Origin of the sequence: Geomesophilobacter sediminis (assembly GCF_016458275.1) — a bacterium.
Lineage (GTDB): Bacteria > Desulfobacterota > Desulfuromonadia > Geobacterales > Geobacteraceae > Geomesophilobacter > Geomesophilobacter sediminis.
On the sequence record NZ_JAEMHM010000004.1, the window covers coordinates 261518 to 278179 of the forward strand.

A 16662-nucleotide genomic window follows, 5' to 3' on the forward strand; every position below is an offset into this window, starting at 1 on the left:
GCTGTTGACGCGTTGAAACAAGACGCTGTTAGGGTTGCGACGCTCGGTGATTTTCGCCCGCCGGGAAAGCGCATCCGGGACGAAAGGTCCACAACACAGACCGGGAGCGTGAGAAAAAGTGCTTCAAAACGAGGGGCGAGCAAAATTCACCATGATTTAAGGAACGCGTGGATGGCTTGTAACAATGACCGATTAAGCTTGCCTCGTTTTTCAGGAGGGCGACCGGCCAAGATGACCAAGAACCGAGACAAACAGATTGAGAAGCTGGAAAAGCTCGTCGAGGTGATGTCCACCCTGGTCAGCCAGGAATTCACCGGCCACCTCAAGATCAACTTCAGCCAGGGGGGGATCGGCAGGGTCGAGAAGTTCGAAGAGATCCTGAAGCTCTCCTCGAATTAGGAAATTGGATAAACAGAGGGTCCCTTGCTGACCTGAGCCCGGCTCAGGTACCAGAAAGCCCGATTCAGTCCATCAAAAGGCACCATTCCCAAAGCTGCGGGAATGCCTTTTTTGACGGAACGAATCGGGCTTTTTGTTTTTGCGGTCCAACTACACGGCACAGGAGGTACCGGCAGAAAAAGAACAGCAACTTACCACCGCTCCTCCTCCAGCGCAGAAATATAGAAGGCGCAGTCAAAAATTGAATAGCCAGGAAGAACGCATGAAGATGCCCGGCCGCGAAACCGCATCTTCATCAACAAAGCCACACCCCCGGACAAAGGATGACCAGGTTCATCAACCCGGGGAACCGCGCAGGTAAGGCAATCGGAGGAGATTAGGACACACCCGCAGCACTGCAGAACCTACATGCAGGACATGTGATGAAGCTCAGACAATGATTCAAAAGGAGAAAAGGGAAATGAAAAAGAAAATGATCGCACTTCTGGCAGGCGCCCTGCTCGCTCTCAGCGCCGGCAACGCTCTCGCGTACTTCGGTGCCGGCGAGCTCAACCTCTACGCCTACAACAACACCCTCACCAGCTCCGAAGTTGGCGTCGACCTCGGCTCCCTCGCTTCCCTGATGACCCCGGGTGCGGACACCCTCATCACCAAGGCCTCCTCCAACCTGACCGGCCTCAAGACCGGCGCCACCTACGTTTACGCCGGCATCTACGGTGTTGCGGCCAACGGCAACGTCTACGCCATCGCCAACAAAGGGCTGGGGAGCTTCGCCGAGAACACCTCCAACTACATCAACTTCACCAATGCCAACTCCGGCGTCAACAACGGTTACACCAGCGCGACCAGCGACATTAAAACGATCGCGTCCAAGGGAACCGGCGCCTCCAACACCTACTTCGGCAAGATGGACAAGGGCAACAACTTCACCGGTACCTATGCCTCGGTTATGCCGACCAGCATGGCCAACCAGGGCGACTTCCGTACCACTTTGGCTGCTGATGTCCAGAAAGGCATCTACCTCCTCGACGTCGCCAACGGCAGCACCACCTTCAAGGAAGTCGGCACCGCCACCTTCTTCACCAACGGCAATATCGAAGTTCAGGCTGACGCCGCCAGCACCCCGATCCCGCCGGCATTCCTGCTGATGGGCTCCGGGCTGCTCGGCATGGTTGGCCTGCGTCGCAAAAAGGCCTAATTCGGCTCATTTTTCATTCCGGTTTTACCCGGTGCAATTACCAATTAACCAAGGAGAAAGACAAATGAAAAAGACCACCGCTCTGCTTGCCGGCGGCGCCCTGCTCGCCCTTTCCGGCAGCGCCTTCGCCGCCTCCAACCTCGACCTCAACGTCTATGGTGCTTCCGCCGAGTTCAACTTCTGGAAGACCGCGGCCAACGGTTACATGACCTCCGCCACCGGCTTCAAGTGCGCATCCACCATCCCGGCTGACGGCGTTCCGGCAGTCGATTCCAGCGCTGCCCACGGCATCCTCCAGGGTGTCAACTGCACCGGTCCGGCCGTCCCCGCTGCCGTAAAGGGTGGCAACATCACCCTCCGCTTCTCCTCCAAGGCTTCCTACGACGGCGTTTTCGCCGCCCTGGCCCAGGCCGACGTGAACGCCGACAACTCCTGCGGCACCGCCAACGCCAACCAGCTCAACCAGCGCAAGATGGCAGTTCTCCCGACCGACGCGTCCCATACCGTTTCTGCCACCACCTGCGTCAACGTAAACGCCGGCGCTTCCGACGTACCGGGCGAGGCCTTCACCGAAGTCTCCAACGGTCAGCTCAAAGGCCACCTCGGCGGCGGGTACATTTCCCGCAGCTTCGGCACCCCCGACCTGCCGGGCATCGACACCAGCGCCCTGGCCAACTCCCCCGCCCAGCCGGTCAAGGTTCCGTTCGGCTTCTTCGTGAACAAGAACGTCACCGCCAAGACCTGCACCGCCGGCCGCGTGGGCGACTACTGCAACGCCGACATCGACTGCTCCACCAAGGTCAACGGCAGCGCCGTTGCCGGCACCTGTGGTTCCACCGCCAGCACCATCAACACCATGACCCGCGAGATGGCCGACATCATCTTCTCCGGCCAGGCTACCAACTGGAGCGCCTTCGGTCCGGCCTTCACCGCGCAGCCGCTGGTCGTCTGCCTCCGTCACGCCGGTTCCGGCACCCATGCGGCCCTTGACCACGCGGTTATGGCTGACGGCGCGTGGGGCGGGCAGCTGGTCCAGAACGAAGTTGCCAACTTCATCTACTTCAACGACGGCTCCGGCGATGAGCGTAACTGCATCAACGCCTTCAACGGCGCGGTCGGCTACCTCGATGCCGACAGCTCCGTTCCGACCAACGGCGCGGGCCCGCTCAAGTATAACGGTCTCTACCCGAGCGCTTATGCCATCCAGAACGGCGCGTACGACTTCTGGGTTGACCAGACCGTCTACTTCCCGGACACCATCACCGCCGATCAGCAGACTGCCTGGAACAACATGTTCAGCTACCTCAACAGCACTACTGGTCTGACCAACGCCGGTTACGCCCAGTTCTGGGCTGCTTCCAACAACATGACGGTCTCCAAGGAAGCCGAGTCCGTCTACCCGCATAAGTAAGCGGAAATAGTTCCATGCAGGTTAGGGAGCCTCTTAGGAGGCTCCCTTTTTTGGAATCCGGCGTAGCCTTCTCCGTCGCTTTTTCACACGGGATTCAGTCGGTTGTAGCACAGCAGAAATGAAAGTTGGGTACTATGTCCGCTCTGATTAAACGGCGTGCAGCCCCAGGGAAACCCGCCTCGCTGCCAGACGGGACCCGAACCTGGAATCGCCGCACTGCGGCAAAAAAGGAGAATAGGGAATGAAAAAGAAAATGGTCGCCTTACTGGCCGGTGCCCTGCTGTCCCTCAGCGCCGGCAACGCTCTTGCCTACTTTGGAAACGGCGAGCTCGTCCTTTACGCTTACAATAACACCAGCAGCAGCCCCGAGGTCGGGATCGATCTCGGATCGATTTCGACACTGCTCGCCCCCGGAACTGACACGGTCATCAACACGGGAACCAGCCTCACCGGGTTGAAAACAGGCGCCAGCTATGTGTATGCCGGTATCCTCGGCATGGCCAACTGGAACGTCAATGTCGGCAACGTCTACGCCCTGGCCAACTCAGGATTAGGCTCCTTTTCCGCCAACACCGCCAATCTCCAATCCTTCTATGCGGCAAATAACAATCTGAACACCAAATACGGCTCCCCGGCAACCGCTACCGAAACCTTTCCGGTAAAGGGGAGTGGTACCTACTATGGGTTGATGGATAAATCCTCTCCTGGGGCGGGCACCTACGGCTCCATCCTCCCCAGTTCCATGGCAGGTCAGGGTGATTTCAAAACCTCTCTTGCCGGCGACGTGGTAAAAGGAATTTACTATCTGGACAACATTGGCGGCAGCACCACTTTCGTCGAGGTCGGCAAGGCAACCTTCTTTGCCAATGGCAACATCGAAATCAACACCGCCGTCCCGACCGCACCGCCGACCGTCCCGGTCCCGGCAGCCCTCCCCCTGATGGCCACCGGCCTTCTGGGCATGGCCGGCCTGGGCAAGAGAAAGAAGTCCGTCTAAGTTCAGTGCAATGGGCCAGCTTGTGGCCGGTGAAACTTGAAGACGAAAAAGGGCCCTTCTCAGGGCCCTTTTTTTGCATTATACAAACGTCATGTCTCCTTATAGAGCTGCGCTTGCGATGGACAGGGTGAGGATGGGCTTCGTCGTCCGCGGGAAGAAAGGCAAATCCCCCCTGCCCCCCTTCGCAAAGGGGGGTAACCTGCCGCTGTGCTTCAGCGAGCGAAAAGATCCCATCGGCTTCAGAGCTCGCGCACAAGGACGACGCTGGCGAAGGTCGGTATGGATCGGGTTGGTCCCCGTTGAAGGCAGGCGCGCTACTGAATGTTTGGCGAATCGGCTTTCTCTTTTTCGCCGACCAGGGCGTTGCCGGTCAGGACGTAGTAATCGAGATATCCCCAGGCTACCTTGCTTTCACGGGCGGCAAGGTAACGGTCCAGCGGCGGTACCACCGTCAAGGGGTACTCTTGGATCCTCTTCCCGTCGAAGACGGCGAGGCTTGCCTCGGCCGTGTCGCGCTCCGGCACCAGCTCCAGGGCCCACATCTTGGGCTCACTCGGCGTGAAGCGGAGAAAATGGGCCCCGCGCAGGAGGAACAAAGGCACCACGTTCTCCTCGATCCGCACCGTCACCGTGACGCTGGTCCCATCCGATAGTGCTACTGCGGGCTCCTGCCGGAACATCCCGCCGGAATCCACCCGGAAGAGAGTCGCCAGGGCCGCAGCGTCGTCGAACGAGGTGAGTTGGCGAAAGGCGTCCAGGACCCCGGGCAGCCGCTGCAGCGGTGCATCCTTGGGGGGAAGCCGGTTGCCGGTCTCGATGGAGGTCGCAGCGCCCCCCCCTCCGTTACCTGGCTTAGCGCCGGAAGGTACAATCACTTCGGCATCGCGCCCGCTTCCTCCTCCCGAACCGCCTCCACCGCCTCCACCGCCTCCACCGCCGCCGCTACCGCCGCTTCCCTGCCCCGAGGGAGCCGTATCGTTTTTCGCCGCATCCTGGTTGGGGTCCTTTTCCGGCTGGGTCCTGCGGTCGTACAGGGTCACCTTGAGCGGTTCGTACTTGCCGTCGCCCCGGGTCACGTTGAGGCTCACCGCAAGCACCTTTCCCAGGTCGTCCCCGGTCTGGTCGAAGGTGATCTGGAGCAGATTCCCCTGGAAATTTTGCGCCCGGACCGACGATTCGGTGACGGTGATCGATCCGGGGTTGGACGTATCCACGTTGAGCGGCCCCTTGCGCAGGACCGGAGTGGCGGAGACCCGAGGGTTGGCAAGCTTGTCGGATTCGTAGCTCACCGAGATGTTCCAGGCCCTGACGTCGTTCACCGCAATGGCGGTAACGGAAAAAACGTTGGGCCCGATGAAGGTGCCGATGGCCGAGCCGCCGCCGGCATGGGCGGTGGTTGCGGCAAGGAGTATCAGCAACGAGCCGAGGAGGGTCTGCCTCAAGGCCCGATGCCCGGCGCGATAAGGGCAGTCACTGCGGTGCGGTCCAACCTTACTCATGATCCGTAACTCCTTCATCCGGCTGAGTCTCAGGCCGCTTTACGGTCGCGGCCAGCCACACCAGCACCGGCAGCAGGTACTCTCCCACGATGGAAAGCGGTTGGGTGAACTGGAAGGCCGGAGCCCAATCGAAGCCGCTCAGCAATACGTTGCCGACCCGGAACAACAGATGCCCGGCGCAAAGGAAACAGGTCCCGACGACGAGCCACCCAGCCTTGCGAAGCCCCGTGATGCACCGGTCCGCCAGGATCAGGGAGTAAAGGAGCACCAGGTTGAAGGTCTGGTAATAGGCCGGGTGCTGGTAAGAGAAGGCGATCCGGTACCCGGCCAGGGAAAAGAGTCCGGCAACCAGCCGATCGAGCAGGCGGACATACTCCGTGTTCAACAGATACCAGCCGGCAAAAAGGTAACTCCCCGAGACCAGTGCCCGGAAGGGAAAGGAAAGATCACCCCCGGCCGCATCGAGCGCCCAGCGTCGCCAGGCCAGGGCCGCCGCGACCACCAGGAGGATCATCACCACCTGTCCCAAAAAAACGTGCAGGAACGTGAACAGGGACGGCCGGTAAGCGCCGACCAGGGCGACGGCCGCGATGCGCAGGAGGTTCGCGATGGTGAGAAAGCCGGCCCCGCCCAGCAGGCCGGCCAGCCGATGCCGCCACGAGGCGGGGACCGAGAGGACATAGGCCCCGAAAAGGATGAGACCGTATACCGAGGTGCATTCCCGAATTACCTGCACCGGAAAGCCCCCTACCGTGATCACGGTCCCCGCAACCCGGGTCGGTTCCCAGGGGGACAGGACCGCACCGACCGCCGCGGCGGTCCAACGATCGACCGGTTCCCAAAGCGCTTCGGGTCCGATGCTGCCGATCAAAAGCCCGAAGGTGGCGAGCAGCAGAAAGGTGAGACAGTGCCGGGTCGGGCCGGCTGAAGGCTCTGGTACAGGCAGGGTCATGGTCGGGTCCGGCTCTCCGTTGGCAACGGCCTCTCTTTCCATACCACCCCGAGGTGACATGCAGGTGACGCGGAAGCCAAGAGAGCGCTACGCCGGCCGCAACGCCATCGGCGGTCCCATGTCTTCACCTTCTGTTCACCGGCGCGTCATCTGGCTGTCACACAATCCTGCTAGGGTGGCGTCCTTTGTAGGCCGGCGTCAAAAAGACCCGGCGGCACGATCCCGGGGGAATACCATGAACAAACGTCTCGTCATCCTTGCCATCTGCCTCTGCCTCGCGGCCTGCGGCAGAAGCAACCACGGCCCCGCGCCGCAGGGTCTCTCCGACTCCGGGAACTACCTCCTGGGGAGCGCCCGAAGCACCTCCTCTAGCGGGGCGGTCGTCTTCGCCGATTACACCGGGATGACCGGGCGGCTGTCGCTGTCGGGGGGGAACTGGAACAAGAGGATCATCTATCGGGGATTCAGCACAACCACCGGGGGAACCTTTACCTACCAGTCCCTCAACCCCACCATCGGGACCTTCCGGATGTACTCCTCCACCATGTCCGGAAAATTCGTTAACGGAGGGTACACGATCGGCGCCTCTTCCGCCCTGACCCTGCAGTACGACGCCGACTCAACCGGGGCGGCGCTCACCGAAAACTGGATCAAAAACTAAGGGCCGAAGCGCCCGCGACGGGCAAGCAGGCCCTTCCCCTTCATGGGTGCGGTGCGGAGGCAGGCGAGGGCGCCTAAATTAAAAAAGCGACTCCGTCGTCAAAACCACAGATCCCCACGGGGGCAAGGCCAGACGACGGCCGAACCGTAACTTCGTCACCAACTGATACTCAGGAGCGCGCATGCAGAAGACCAAGGTTCTTTTCATTTGTATGCACAACAGTGCCCGCAGCCAGATGGCTGAAGCATTTCTAAACGCCATTGCCGGAGACAGGTTCGAGTCGCACAGCGCAGGGCTGCTTGCCGGGGAGCTCAACCCGTTTGCGGTGCGGGTGATGGCCGAGGTCGGAATTGATATCTCCCATCACAAATCAAAGGATGTCCAGCATTACCTGAACACGGAAAAGAAGTCCTTCGACTACTGCATCACCGTGTGCGACCATGCCAGTTTTTCGGCCCGGTGCCCGGTCTATCCCGGCCGAAATATCAGGATACATTGGGGGATACCCGATCCCTCCGCACTTGTGGGTTCCGAGGAGGAAAAACTCGCCGGAACCAGAGCGATCAGGGACGAGATCAAGGCAAAAATGGAGGAGTGGATCGGTACTCTTCCGTGATCGGTTGACTTGTTCCGACCTCGTCCGCGTCCATTCCCATCTCGTTTTACACATTTCACGACCCTGCAGTCGCATTGTTACATCAGGCTGCTAACGTGGCAGGCGTCAATTCTCACCCGGCCCCCTTACGTGTCACCCCGAAGGGAAAACGCTGCCATGTTTAAGACCTCTCAACTCGCCGTAGCGGCCTTGATCTGCCTGGGTCTGGTCGTCGCCCCTGCCTTTGCCGGCGGTGACCGGATCATCAACGACCGCGACACCGTCATCCTGCACGGCAACGTCCATCCGCAGGCCCGCCCGGAAAACGATGCCGGCCCCGCCGACCCTGCTCTCCCGATGGAGCGGATGATCCTCACCCTGCGCCTCCCCCCCGACCGGCAAAGCGAGCTGGATAAGTTCCTCGCCCGGCAGCAGGATCCCGCATCCCCCGATTTCCACCGCTGGCTCGCCCCCGAGGAGTTCCGCGCCCGGTTCGCGCCGGACCCGGCCGACGTAGCGTCGGCGGAAAGGTGGCTCGCCGGGCAAGGCTTCGTCATCGACGAGATCGGCAAGGGGGGGACCTGGATCAACTTCTCCGGCCCGGTGGCCGCCGTCGAACGTGCCTTCCACACCCGGATCCGCCGCTACCGTGACGGTGCCGGGATTCGGCAGGGCAACGCCGACGAGCCGTCCATTCCGGCGGGACTCGCCGATCTCGTCGCGGGAATCGTCTCGCTGCACAATTTCCCGCGCCGGCCGATGCATACCAATCTCCGCACCGCCCCGCAAGGAAGTCCCCTCCCCGCCTTCACCAGCGGCTCCACCCACTACCTCGCCCCCGCCGACTTCGCCACCATCTACAACGTCAACCCGCTTTACGCCAAGGGGCTCAGCGGCACCGGGCAAAGCATCGCCATCGTCGGCCGCACCCATCCCCCCGCCAGCAACTGGAGCACCTTCCGCGCCACGATGGGCCTTCCCGCCAACCCTCCGGTCGTCGTGGTCAACGGGGCCGATCCGGGGGATTTGGGGGGCGGAGAGGACAACGAAGCCGACCTCGACGTCGAATGGTCCGGCGCGGTGGCCCGGGACGCCACCATCCTCTTCGTCACCTCGAAGTCCACCACGACCACCGATGGGGTCGACCTCTCCGCCCAGTACATCGTCAACAACAACCTCGCCCCGGTCATGAGCACCAGCTTCGGACAGTGCGAGGCGCAGCTCGGGCGCACGGAACGGACCTTCTACAACAACCTGTGGCAGCAGGCGGCGGCCCAGGGCATCACCTCGTTCGTCTCCTCGGGTGACGCCGGCGCCGCCGGGTGCAACGCCGGCAGCGACAGCACCGGATCGGGGTCCGCGGTGAACGGGCTTGCCTCAACCCCGTACAACGTGGCGGTCGGGGGGACCCAGTTCAGCGAGGGGGTGGGCAGCTACTGGAGCGCCAATAACGGGACCGGTTACGGCTCCGCGCTCGGGTACATCCCCGAAGTCGCCTGGAACGAGAGCGGGAGCGTGTCGGGAGGGACCGGGCTCTGGTCGACCGGCGGCGGGGTCTCGGCTTACTTCGCGAAGCCCTCCTGGCAGAGCGCCCCCGGGGTCCCGGCCGACGGCAAAAGGGACGTCCCGGACGTCTCCCTCTCGGCGGCCGGGCACGACGGCTACCTGGTCCAGACCCAGAATGCCCTCTACGTCATCGGCGGGACCTCGGCCTCATCCCCGGCGTTTGCCGGGCTGATGGCGCTCGTGGTTCAGGGTACCGGACAGCGCCAGGGAAACCCCAACCAGCGGCTCTACCAACTGGCGGCGGCGCAGTTCAGCGGGACCGGAGTAGGCATCTTCCACGACACCACCTCGGGCAACAACTCGGTCCCGGGGGTTCCCGGCTATGCCAGCGCCGCCGGGTACGACCTCGCCACCGGGCTCGGATCGGTCGATGCGGCGCAACTGGTCACCAACTGGATCCCCGACTTCGCCCTCGCGGCGGCCCCGGTCACCCTCACCATACCGCAACGCTCGTCGGCCACCACGACCGTTACCAGCACCGTCTACGGCAATTTCAACAGCGCCGTCGCCCTCTCCGCCACCTCCCTCCCCGCCGGCGTTACCGCGGGTTTTGCCCCCTCCTCCATCACCGCCCCCGGTGCCGGGAGCTCGCTCCTCACCCTTTCGGTCGCCGCCACCACCGTGCCGGGCAGCTACCAGGTACTGCTGACCGGCTCCGGCGGCGCCAACACGCACACGATCCCGGTCAGCATCACCGTGGTGCCGGTGTACGACCTCACCGCCTCGGTGGCGGGTAATACCGGGGGGACCATCGCCCCGGCAAGCGTAGCGGTGGCCGCCGGCGGCAGTGCTTCCTTCACCGTCACCCCCGCCGCCGGATACGCCCTGGCCACGCTCACCGACAACGGGACCGACGTCACCGGTGCGGTGAGCGGCGGAGTCTATACCGTTTCCGGCGTGGCGGGACCGCACAGCATCGTCGCCGGTTTCACCCCGATCGTCTTTCCGGTGCAGGTCTCGGTCACCGGGGGCGGTTCGGTGACCCCCACCGCGGCCACGGTCAGCTACGGCGGCAGCATCACCTTCACCCTCACCCCCGCCGAGGGATTCCGGATTGCCGGGGTGACCGACAACGGAGTCGCGGTCAACTGGACCGAGAGCCCTCCCGGCGCCTTCAGCTACCGGATCGACAACGTTACCGCCCCCCACGACGTAGCCGTGACTTTCCAGGCCATCCCGGCGGTGCCGGCCCTCCCCCCGCACGCCGTTTCGCTCCTTCTGGTCGCCGCCGTTTTGGGCGCGTGCTCCCTGCGCCGCAAGACGAAACCGTGACCGCCCCGGGTGCCCGATGGGTGTGGAAAAAAGCAGCCTCCCCGCGGTAACGGCTTTCTCTGCTGAAGCGAAACCCTATATTTCATTCGCGCTACAATTCCCCGGCCGTTCCCATGTGCAACGGCTGCACAACGGCCAGCGGTTGAACAGAGGGGAAGCAACGTCGAACCTGACGGCCATTACAGGTTTCGAGATCTTACCATTGCTTTTTCATTGGCAGCAATATTGCTTATTAAAAGGCAGCATGATGGAACTATAACAATATGTTTCCAATGTATTACAGGGCCACTTTCATACTGTAACAATGCCACAACAAAACGTTCACCTTTATGTAACACAGCCTTCCGATAAGGTAGCATCCCGTGCCGCACCTAACCAAGCCCACCCCTCCTTGGGCGGAGGTTCCAATGCCCCACCTTAAACCGATCTATCGCATTTCTCCGGTTACCATTACCGCCGCTTCCGGCGCCGCGGCGGCGCTCTGCCTGGCCGGCTTCGAAGCGGTGGGATGGCGCCTGCACGACCGGCTTCCCCTGCCTCTCTTCGAGGCAGCCGGGACCGCGGCCGGCCTCGCCCTGGTCCTGGGGGCACTACTCGTCCCCTTCGCCAGGCGGATCTTCCGCCAGGCGGCCGGCGCGGGCGACGCCCTCCTTAAGGCGTTCAACGTCTCCTCGGACGCGATCTGCATCTGCCGTCTCGATGACGGCGCGATCCTGAAGATCAACAGCACCTTTGCCGACCTCACCGGTTACGCCGAGGAGGAAGTGGTGTCCCGGCCGGTTGGACGGCTGGAACTGTGGCGCAGCCGGGGACAATTTCTGGTGCTCGCGCGTCGGGTCGAGCGGGAAGGAGAAGTGCGGGACTTCGAAACCGCCTTCATCCGTCGGGACGGGACCCCGGTCCCGGCCCTGATTACCGCGAGCGTCATTTCCTTCCGGGGGGAGCGCTGCATCCTCGCCGTCACCCGGGACGTCTCCGCCCTGACCACGGCCCGGGAGACCATCGAAAAGCTCTCCCAGTACGACACGGAGAGCGGGCTGCCCAACCAGAACCTCCTTTTGGACCGCCTGAACCAGATCATCTCCCTCAACAGCCGTGTCAACCGCTCTACCGCCGTCATCTACGTCGGGATCGACGGCTTCAAGGGGATCGTCGACGCACTCGGACTCACCGGCAGCAACGACCTGGTACGGGACCTCGCCCGCCGGCTCAACGCCGCGTTGCGCAGGACCGACACCGCGGCGCGGCTGCACCGCGACGAGTTCGCCATCGTGTTGGGGGGAGAGCTGCAGGAGAACGACCTCGCCCCGGTGCTGGCCAAGCTCGCCGGCGTCTTCGCCCGCCCGATCAAGGTCCGGTCGGTGGAGATCAACGTCACCGCCAGTTTCGGCATCGCCTGCTACCCTGCCGACGGCTGCACCGCCGAGCTTTTGCTGCAGCACTCCCACATGGCGATGAACCAGGCCCGCGAGGCCGGCATCCGCTTCCGGTATTTCTCCGCCTCCATGAACGTGAAGGCGGCCGAGCGGCTGCGCATCGAGTCCGGGATGCTGCGCAGCATCGAGGACGGGGAGTTTTTCCTTTGCTACCAGCCGAAGTTCGCCAATAACGGCCAGGACATCACCGGCATGGAAGCGCTGGTGCGCTGGGGCCGCAACGGCGAGGTGATCCCCCCGGACCGCTTCATCCCGATCGCCGAAGAAAACGGCCTCATCGTGCCCCTGGGAGAATGGATTCTGACCGAGGCGTGCCGGCAGAACCGGCGCTGGCAGGAGGACGGGTTTGCGCCGCTCCAGGTGTCGGTGAACATCTCCCCCCGGCAGCTTTTGCAACATGACTTCCCCGACCGGGTCGAGGCGATCCTGGCGCAGACCGGGCTCCCCCCCGCCCTGCTTGAGCTGGAGATCACGGAAAGCGCCATCATGGGGAGTTCCGACGACATCGTGCTCAAACTGTTGCGCCTGAAGGAGCACGGCATCGCCATCTCCATCGACGACTTCGGCACCGGCTACTCCTCGCTGGCCTACCTCAAGAACCTTCCGGTCGACAAGATCAAGATCGACCGCTCCTTCGTCATGGACATCGTCAGCGACCCCGACGATGCCGCCATCGTCGACGCGGTGATCTCGATCGCGCGGGCGCTCAACCTCGGCGTGATCGCCGAAGGGGTGGAAAGCCGGGGCCAACTCGATTTCCTGGTGGGGAGAAACTGCACGGAGTTCCAGGGATTCTACTTTTCCCGTCCGCTCCCCAAGGAGGAGTTCGCCGACCTGCTCCGCTCCCGCGGGATGCAGGAGCGTGGCCCGGTCGCCGCGGCCCCCCGGCGCCCCGAGGCGCCTCCCGTCCTCCCGTCGCGGCGAAGCGTGGTCCCCGCCCCGCTGACCGTGGTGGAATACATGGTCGAGGTGACCCACCTGATCAAGCCGGTCGCCCCCCTGGACCGGATCATCAACGTCCTGAGCCGGTTCCAGCTCGCTCCCGATCTCCGGGTGCTCCCCGTGGTGGAGGGGGAGGAGATCGTCGGGGTGGTGAACCGCTCTACTTTCCTGGAGGAGCACATCATCGGCCGGTACGGGTTCGCGGCCCACATCAACCATGCCAAGAAGATCCGTGAACTGATGGAGCCGGTGGCACTGACCTTCGAGAGCACCACCCGCATCGAAGACGCCGCCGCATCGCTCAACTCGCGGATCGGCACCCTGCGCCTGGATAACATCTGCATCACCCGCAACGGGGCCTACGTGGGGATGATGGACGTGGACCGCTTCCTGAAGGCGATGACCGATCTCCAACTGGTCCTCGCCAAGGGGGCCAACCCGCTGACCGGGCTCCCCGGGAACACGAGCATCGAGCGGACCATCGCGGAGCGCCTGAATTCGGAAATCCCCTTCGACATCGCCTACCTGGACCTGGACAACTTCAAGCCCTTCAACGACCATTATGGCTTTCAAAAGGGGGACGAGATCATCAGGAAGGTCGCCGAAATCATGACCGCGGTCGCCGCAGGTGCCCCGGAGGCCAACGCTTTCTGCGGGCACATCGGCGGGGACGATTTCATCCTGATCACCGATGCCGATCAGGCCGAGCGCCTGGCGGAATCCATCGTGGCGGCCTTTGACGGGGAAGGGCTCTTTTTCCACGGCGCGCGGGACTTCGCGGTGGGGTTCTATCGGGCGGTCAACCGCAAGGGGGAGCCGGAGACCTTCCCGCTCATCTCCATCTCGGTCGGCATCGTCAACACCGCCCGCTCCCAGGTGAACTCCTACGCCAAGCTCGCCTCCCTCTCGACCGAAGTGAAGAAGGCGGCGAAGAAGACCCGCGGCAGCGCCATCGTGATTGACGGGATCGCTGCGTAGGTCGGGGATCGGGGATCGGGGATCGGGGATCGGGGATCGGGGATCGGGGATCGGAAGGCTGGCACGGCCGGGCAGAAATGACAACAAAAAAGGGCTTTCCCTCCCAGGAAGCCCTTTCTTTGTTTACCTGCACCAGCCCTTATCGAGCCCTAGCTCCAGCGGCATTTTGTCATACCAGCCGCGCCGTCTTCCTCCGGTAACCGGCGAGGCCGGCCAGACCGGAAACCAACAGCACCCCGGCGGCAGGCAGTGGCGTGGCCAGGGGGGGGAGGTCGGCATGGTAGAGGGTGGTGACCGTGCTGTTGGTACCGGTCTGGGTGGTGGTGCTGAAGGGGTTGTCGGTGAGACCGAGGCTCAGGCTCAGGTTGCCGAGGCTGTAGGTCGTGCCGGCGGGTGCGGTGATCGAGTACACGGCCTGAAACAGGGATACCTTGCTCAGATCCACCGAGGACAGATTGGGGTCGCTCATCGAGACGCTTCCGGAACTGGCAGTGAAGGTCTTGCTGACCCCATAGATGGAGCTCCCGTTGGCGTCCCCCAGCGAGAAGGTGACCGTGCCGTAGGCGGAACCGGCGGCGTAGGGCTGGTTGAAAAAGACGCTCATGCCGAGCAGGGCGGAGGTGATGGTGGCCGTGGTCGGAGCGCCCGGAACGGTGCCGTTTCGGGAGATCTGGCCGTTGAGGATGATGGTTTCGGCCCCGCTGAGGGTCCCGGCGATGCCGCCGGCATAATTCAGGGAAACCCCCTGGTACCCCCCGGCGGTGTGGTAGCTGTTCGTGGTGACGGTATCTACGATGTCGAAGGAGCCCGCAATCCCGGGCTTGGGGGGAGTGACCTTGGTTTGCGGCCCGCTGTCGGAGCTGCTGCTCCAATCGTAGGCATAGGCGACCGGGGAGGTTAGCACCGATCCGTTGGCACCCTGCCAACCGTAGGCCCCCGTATCCAACCCCACCGTGACGGCGTCGCCGGACGAACTGCCATAGTACGCGGCCCCTGCGGCACCGTTGAGCGCCAGCAGCGTCACTGCCGCCATGAGGCTGACCTTTACGTAATTCATAACTCCCCTCCGTGTTCAATAAAGAGCGTGTCGGTCACCATTACCAGACAAAAACGAAAACCGGGTGACCTCCCGGTTACATTTGGGAAAACAAATCCCCCCTCGGCCCGGCCGGATCGATCCCCGATTGCGGCCTCGAAGTCCCCCGCAGCGCCCCCGCACCATATTTAATGCCCATTTAACCTCGCCGCATTCCCATTGTAACGTGAGCGCGCTACACCTAGCGGGCAAACGGCGCATCCTCAGCGAGGCGCGCCACCGCCATGACCTAGCGACGGAGAACGACATGAACTATCGTGCACTACTGGGTGCCGCACTGCTTTGCATCGGAGTTACCGTCGTCCCGGCATCGGCCGCCCCGGCCCTGCCGGAGCCGGGGGCCGACGCCGACGTTTCCCTCAACCAAACGATCGCGGCAGCACTGAACGACCTCTATGCCGTGATCCAGCAAAACCTCCCCGCGCGGGAGGCCGCAGCGGTCGCCGCCTTCGTGAAATCAAATGGCCCGTCGACCGCGCCAACGGTCACCCTCGGGGCCGAAAAGGGAGACGCAGCGGGCACGGTGCCGCTCCAGACTCTGGCCCGCCTCGCGGCCGGAGACGTCCTGGGTCCGGCAGCTCCTCCCGCACCGCAGGGGGGGTCCGTCCTGGTAGGAAGCGGAGCGGTCTCTTCCGGCGACGCGATAGCAGCGGCGCCGGCCGCAGCGGCTACCCAGGTCACCAACACCACTACGTTGAGCGTCACCACGCCGCCCACTACCGTTCCGCTGCCTCCGGCCCTGCTTCTTTTCGGCAGCGGGGTGGCAACCCTTTTTTCGCTGCGCCGCCCGCTCCGCCTCGTGACGAAGTAGTACGGCCCGGTCCGCCCTCGCTTTTTGATCGGAGTGCCGCACCATCCACCTTCACCTTGGGAGCTCTGCAGTGAAACGACTTTTGTCAGGCTGGCTCCTCCGAGCCGCGATGTTCTCCCTGCTGCTGGCGTCGGCTGCCGCAGCAGCCACCGCTCCCAACGATGACCTTCCCGAGATCCCGATGGTCCGGGTCAAGGGGGGATGCTTTCGAATGGGGGATGCCTTCGGTTCCGGCGGTGCCGACGAGCGCCCGGTGCACCAGGTCTGCCTGCACGACTTTTACCTCGGCAAATACCCGGTAACCCAGAAGGAGTGGGTCCGGGTGATGGGAAACAACCCGTCGCAGTTCCAGGGAGAGGAAACCCTTCCGGTCGAGAACGTAAGCTACGACGAGGTACAGAAGTTCATCGCCGCCCTGCGCAAGCGGACCGGGAAGAAATGGCGCCTGCCGACCGAGGCGGAGTGGGAGTACGCGGCTCGGGGCGCGGGAAAGGCGCAGAAATACCCCGGCACCAGCAAGGATGACGAGTTGGGCCAGTTCGCGTGGCTGGAATCGAACTCCGGTCTCACGACACATCCGGTCGGCGAAAAGCGCCCCAACGACCTCGGCATCTACGATCTGGCGGGTAACGTGTGGCAGTGGGTGCAGGACCGCTATGACCGCGACTACTACCGCCAAAGCCCACGCAACAACCCCAAGGGGGACCCCTTCGGCGTGAACCGGGTGCTCAAAGGGGGCTCCGCCGCCAAGGAGGCCTACCACCTGCGGGCCTCCTACCGTGACTATCAGGCTCCTGACGTTCGGGGGTCCCTGGTCGGGTTCCGCCTCGCCCTGCCGGCCCAGTAAGC

The 16662-nt window shown here is 63.3% G+C and carries 14 protein-coding genes; 11 read left to right on the plus strand and 3 right to left on the minus strand.

The annotated features are described in order from the left end of the window. Positions 1-231: 231 nt before the first annotated feature. The 4 genes from JFN93_RS06195 (at position 232) to JFN93_RS06210 (ending at position 4005) form a co-directional block, all read left to right on the plus strand. Positions 232-399, plus strand: a complete 168-nt coding sequence (locus tag JFN93_RS06195) for a hypothetical protein (RefSeq protein WP_199383125.1) — start codon at positions 232-234, stop codon at positions 397-399. A 460-nt stretch (positions 400-859) separates the two neighbouring features. Further along, positions 860-1597 (plus strand): hypothetical protein, encoded by a 738-nt coding sequence (locus JFN93_RS06200; RefSeq protein WP_199383126.1) that lies wholly within the window; start codon positions 860-862, stop codon positions 1595-1597. 64 nt (positions 1598-1661) lie between these two features. Continuing rightward, positions 1662-3008, plus strand: coding sequence for a substrate-binding domain-containing protein (locus tag JFN93_RS06205; protein WP_199383127.1), 1347 nt, complete (start codon positions 1662-1664; stop codon positions 3006-3008). 241 nt (positions 3009-3249) lie between these two features. After that, positions 3250-4005 (plus strand): PEP-CTERM sorting domain-containing protein, encoded by a 756-nt coding sequence (locus JFN93_RS06210; protein WP_199383128.1) that lies wholly within the window; start codon positions 3250-3252, stop codon positions 4003-4005. Between the two features lie 314 nt (positions 4006-4319). Here JFN93_RS06210 and JFN93_RS06215 read toward each other — a convergent pair whose 3' ends face one another. Together JFN93_RS06215 and xrtH are read right to left on the minus strand one after the other, a co-directional pair. Next, positions 4320-5504 (minus strand): hypothetical protein, encoded by a 1185-nt coding sequence (locus JFN93_RS06215; RefSeq protein WP_199383129.1) that lies wholly within the window; start codon positions 5502-5504, stop codon positions 4320-4322. Then, positions 5497-6498: an exosortase H gene (gene xrtH / locus JFN93_RS06220; protein ID WP_199383130.1), complete on the minus strand. Its 1002-nt coding sequence runs from the start codon at positions 6496-6498 to the stop codon at positions 5497-5499. The genes JFN93_RS06215 and xrtH overlap by 8 nt, the downstream gene beginning before the upstream one ends. Before the next feature lie 193 nt (positions 6499-6691). Between xrtH and JFN93_RS06225 the strand changes: the two genes are divergently transcribed. The 5 genes from JFN93_RS06225 (at position 6692) to JFN93_RS06245 (ending at position 13906) form a co-directional block, all read left to right on the plus strand. Further along, positions 6692-7117 carry a hypothetical protein gene (locus JFN93_RS06225; RefSeq protein ID WP_199383131.1) on the plus strand — a complete coding sequence of 142 codons (426 nt, stop codon included), beginning with the start codon at positions 6692-6694 and terminating at the stop codon, positions 7115-7117. A 181-nt stretch (positions 7118-7298) separates the two neighbouring features. Continuing rightward, a complete protein-coding gene (locus tag JFN93_RS06230) occupies positions 7299-7733 on the plus strand; it encodes an arsenate reductase ArsC (RefSeq protein ID WP_199383132.1) in 435 nt (144 codons plus the stop codon). A gap of 156 nt (positions 7734-7889) precedes the next feature. Then, on the plus strand, positions 7890-10550 hold the full coding sequence (locus JFN93_RS06235; RefSeq protein ID WP_199383133.1) for a protease pro-enzyme activation domain-containing protein: 2661 nt from the start codon (positions 7890-7892) through the stop codon (positions 10548-10550). A gap of 16 nt (positions 10551-10566) precedes the next feature. Continuing rightward, a complete protein-coding gene (locus tag JFN93_RS06240; RefSeq protein WP_199383134.1) occupies positions 10567-10809 on the plus strand; it encodes a hypothetical protein in 243 nt (80 codons plus the stop codon). A gap of 148 nt (positions 10810-10957) precedes the next feature. Continuing rightward, a complete protein-coding gene (locus tag JFN93_RS06245) occupies positions 10958-13906 on the plus strand; it encodes a bifunctional diguanylate cyclase/phosphodiesterase (RefSeq protein ID WP_199383135.1) in 2949 nt (982 codons plus the stop codon). Positions 13907-14075: 169 nt separating this feature from the next. On the opposite strand, the gene JFN93_RS06250 is transcribed toward JFN93_RS06245, so the two are convergent. After that, complete coding sequence (locus JFN93_RS06250; RefSeq protein ID WP_199383136.1) at positions 14076-14963, minus strand: VPLPA-CTERM sorting domain-containing protein; 888 nt, start codon at positions 14961-14963, stop codon at positions 14076-14078. A gap of 286 nt (positions 14964-15249) precedes the next feature. On the opposite strand from JFN93_RS06250, the gene JFN93_RS06255 reads away from it, so the two are divergent. Continuing rightward, a complete protein-coding gene (locus tag JFN93_RS06255) occupies positions 15250-15813 on the plus strand; it encodes a hypothetical protein (protein ID WP_199383137.1) in 564 nt (187 codons plus the stop codon). 70 nt (positions 15814-15883) lie between these two features. Further along, positions 15884-16660 (plus strand): formylglycine-generating enzyme family protein, encoded by a 777-nt coding sequence (locus JFN93_RS06260; RefSeq protein ID WP_199383138.1) that lies wholly within the window; start codon positions 15884-15886, stop codon positions 16658-16660. The last annotated feature ends 2 nt before the right edge of the window (positions 16661-16662 follow it).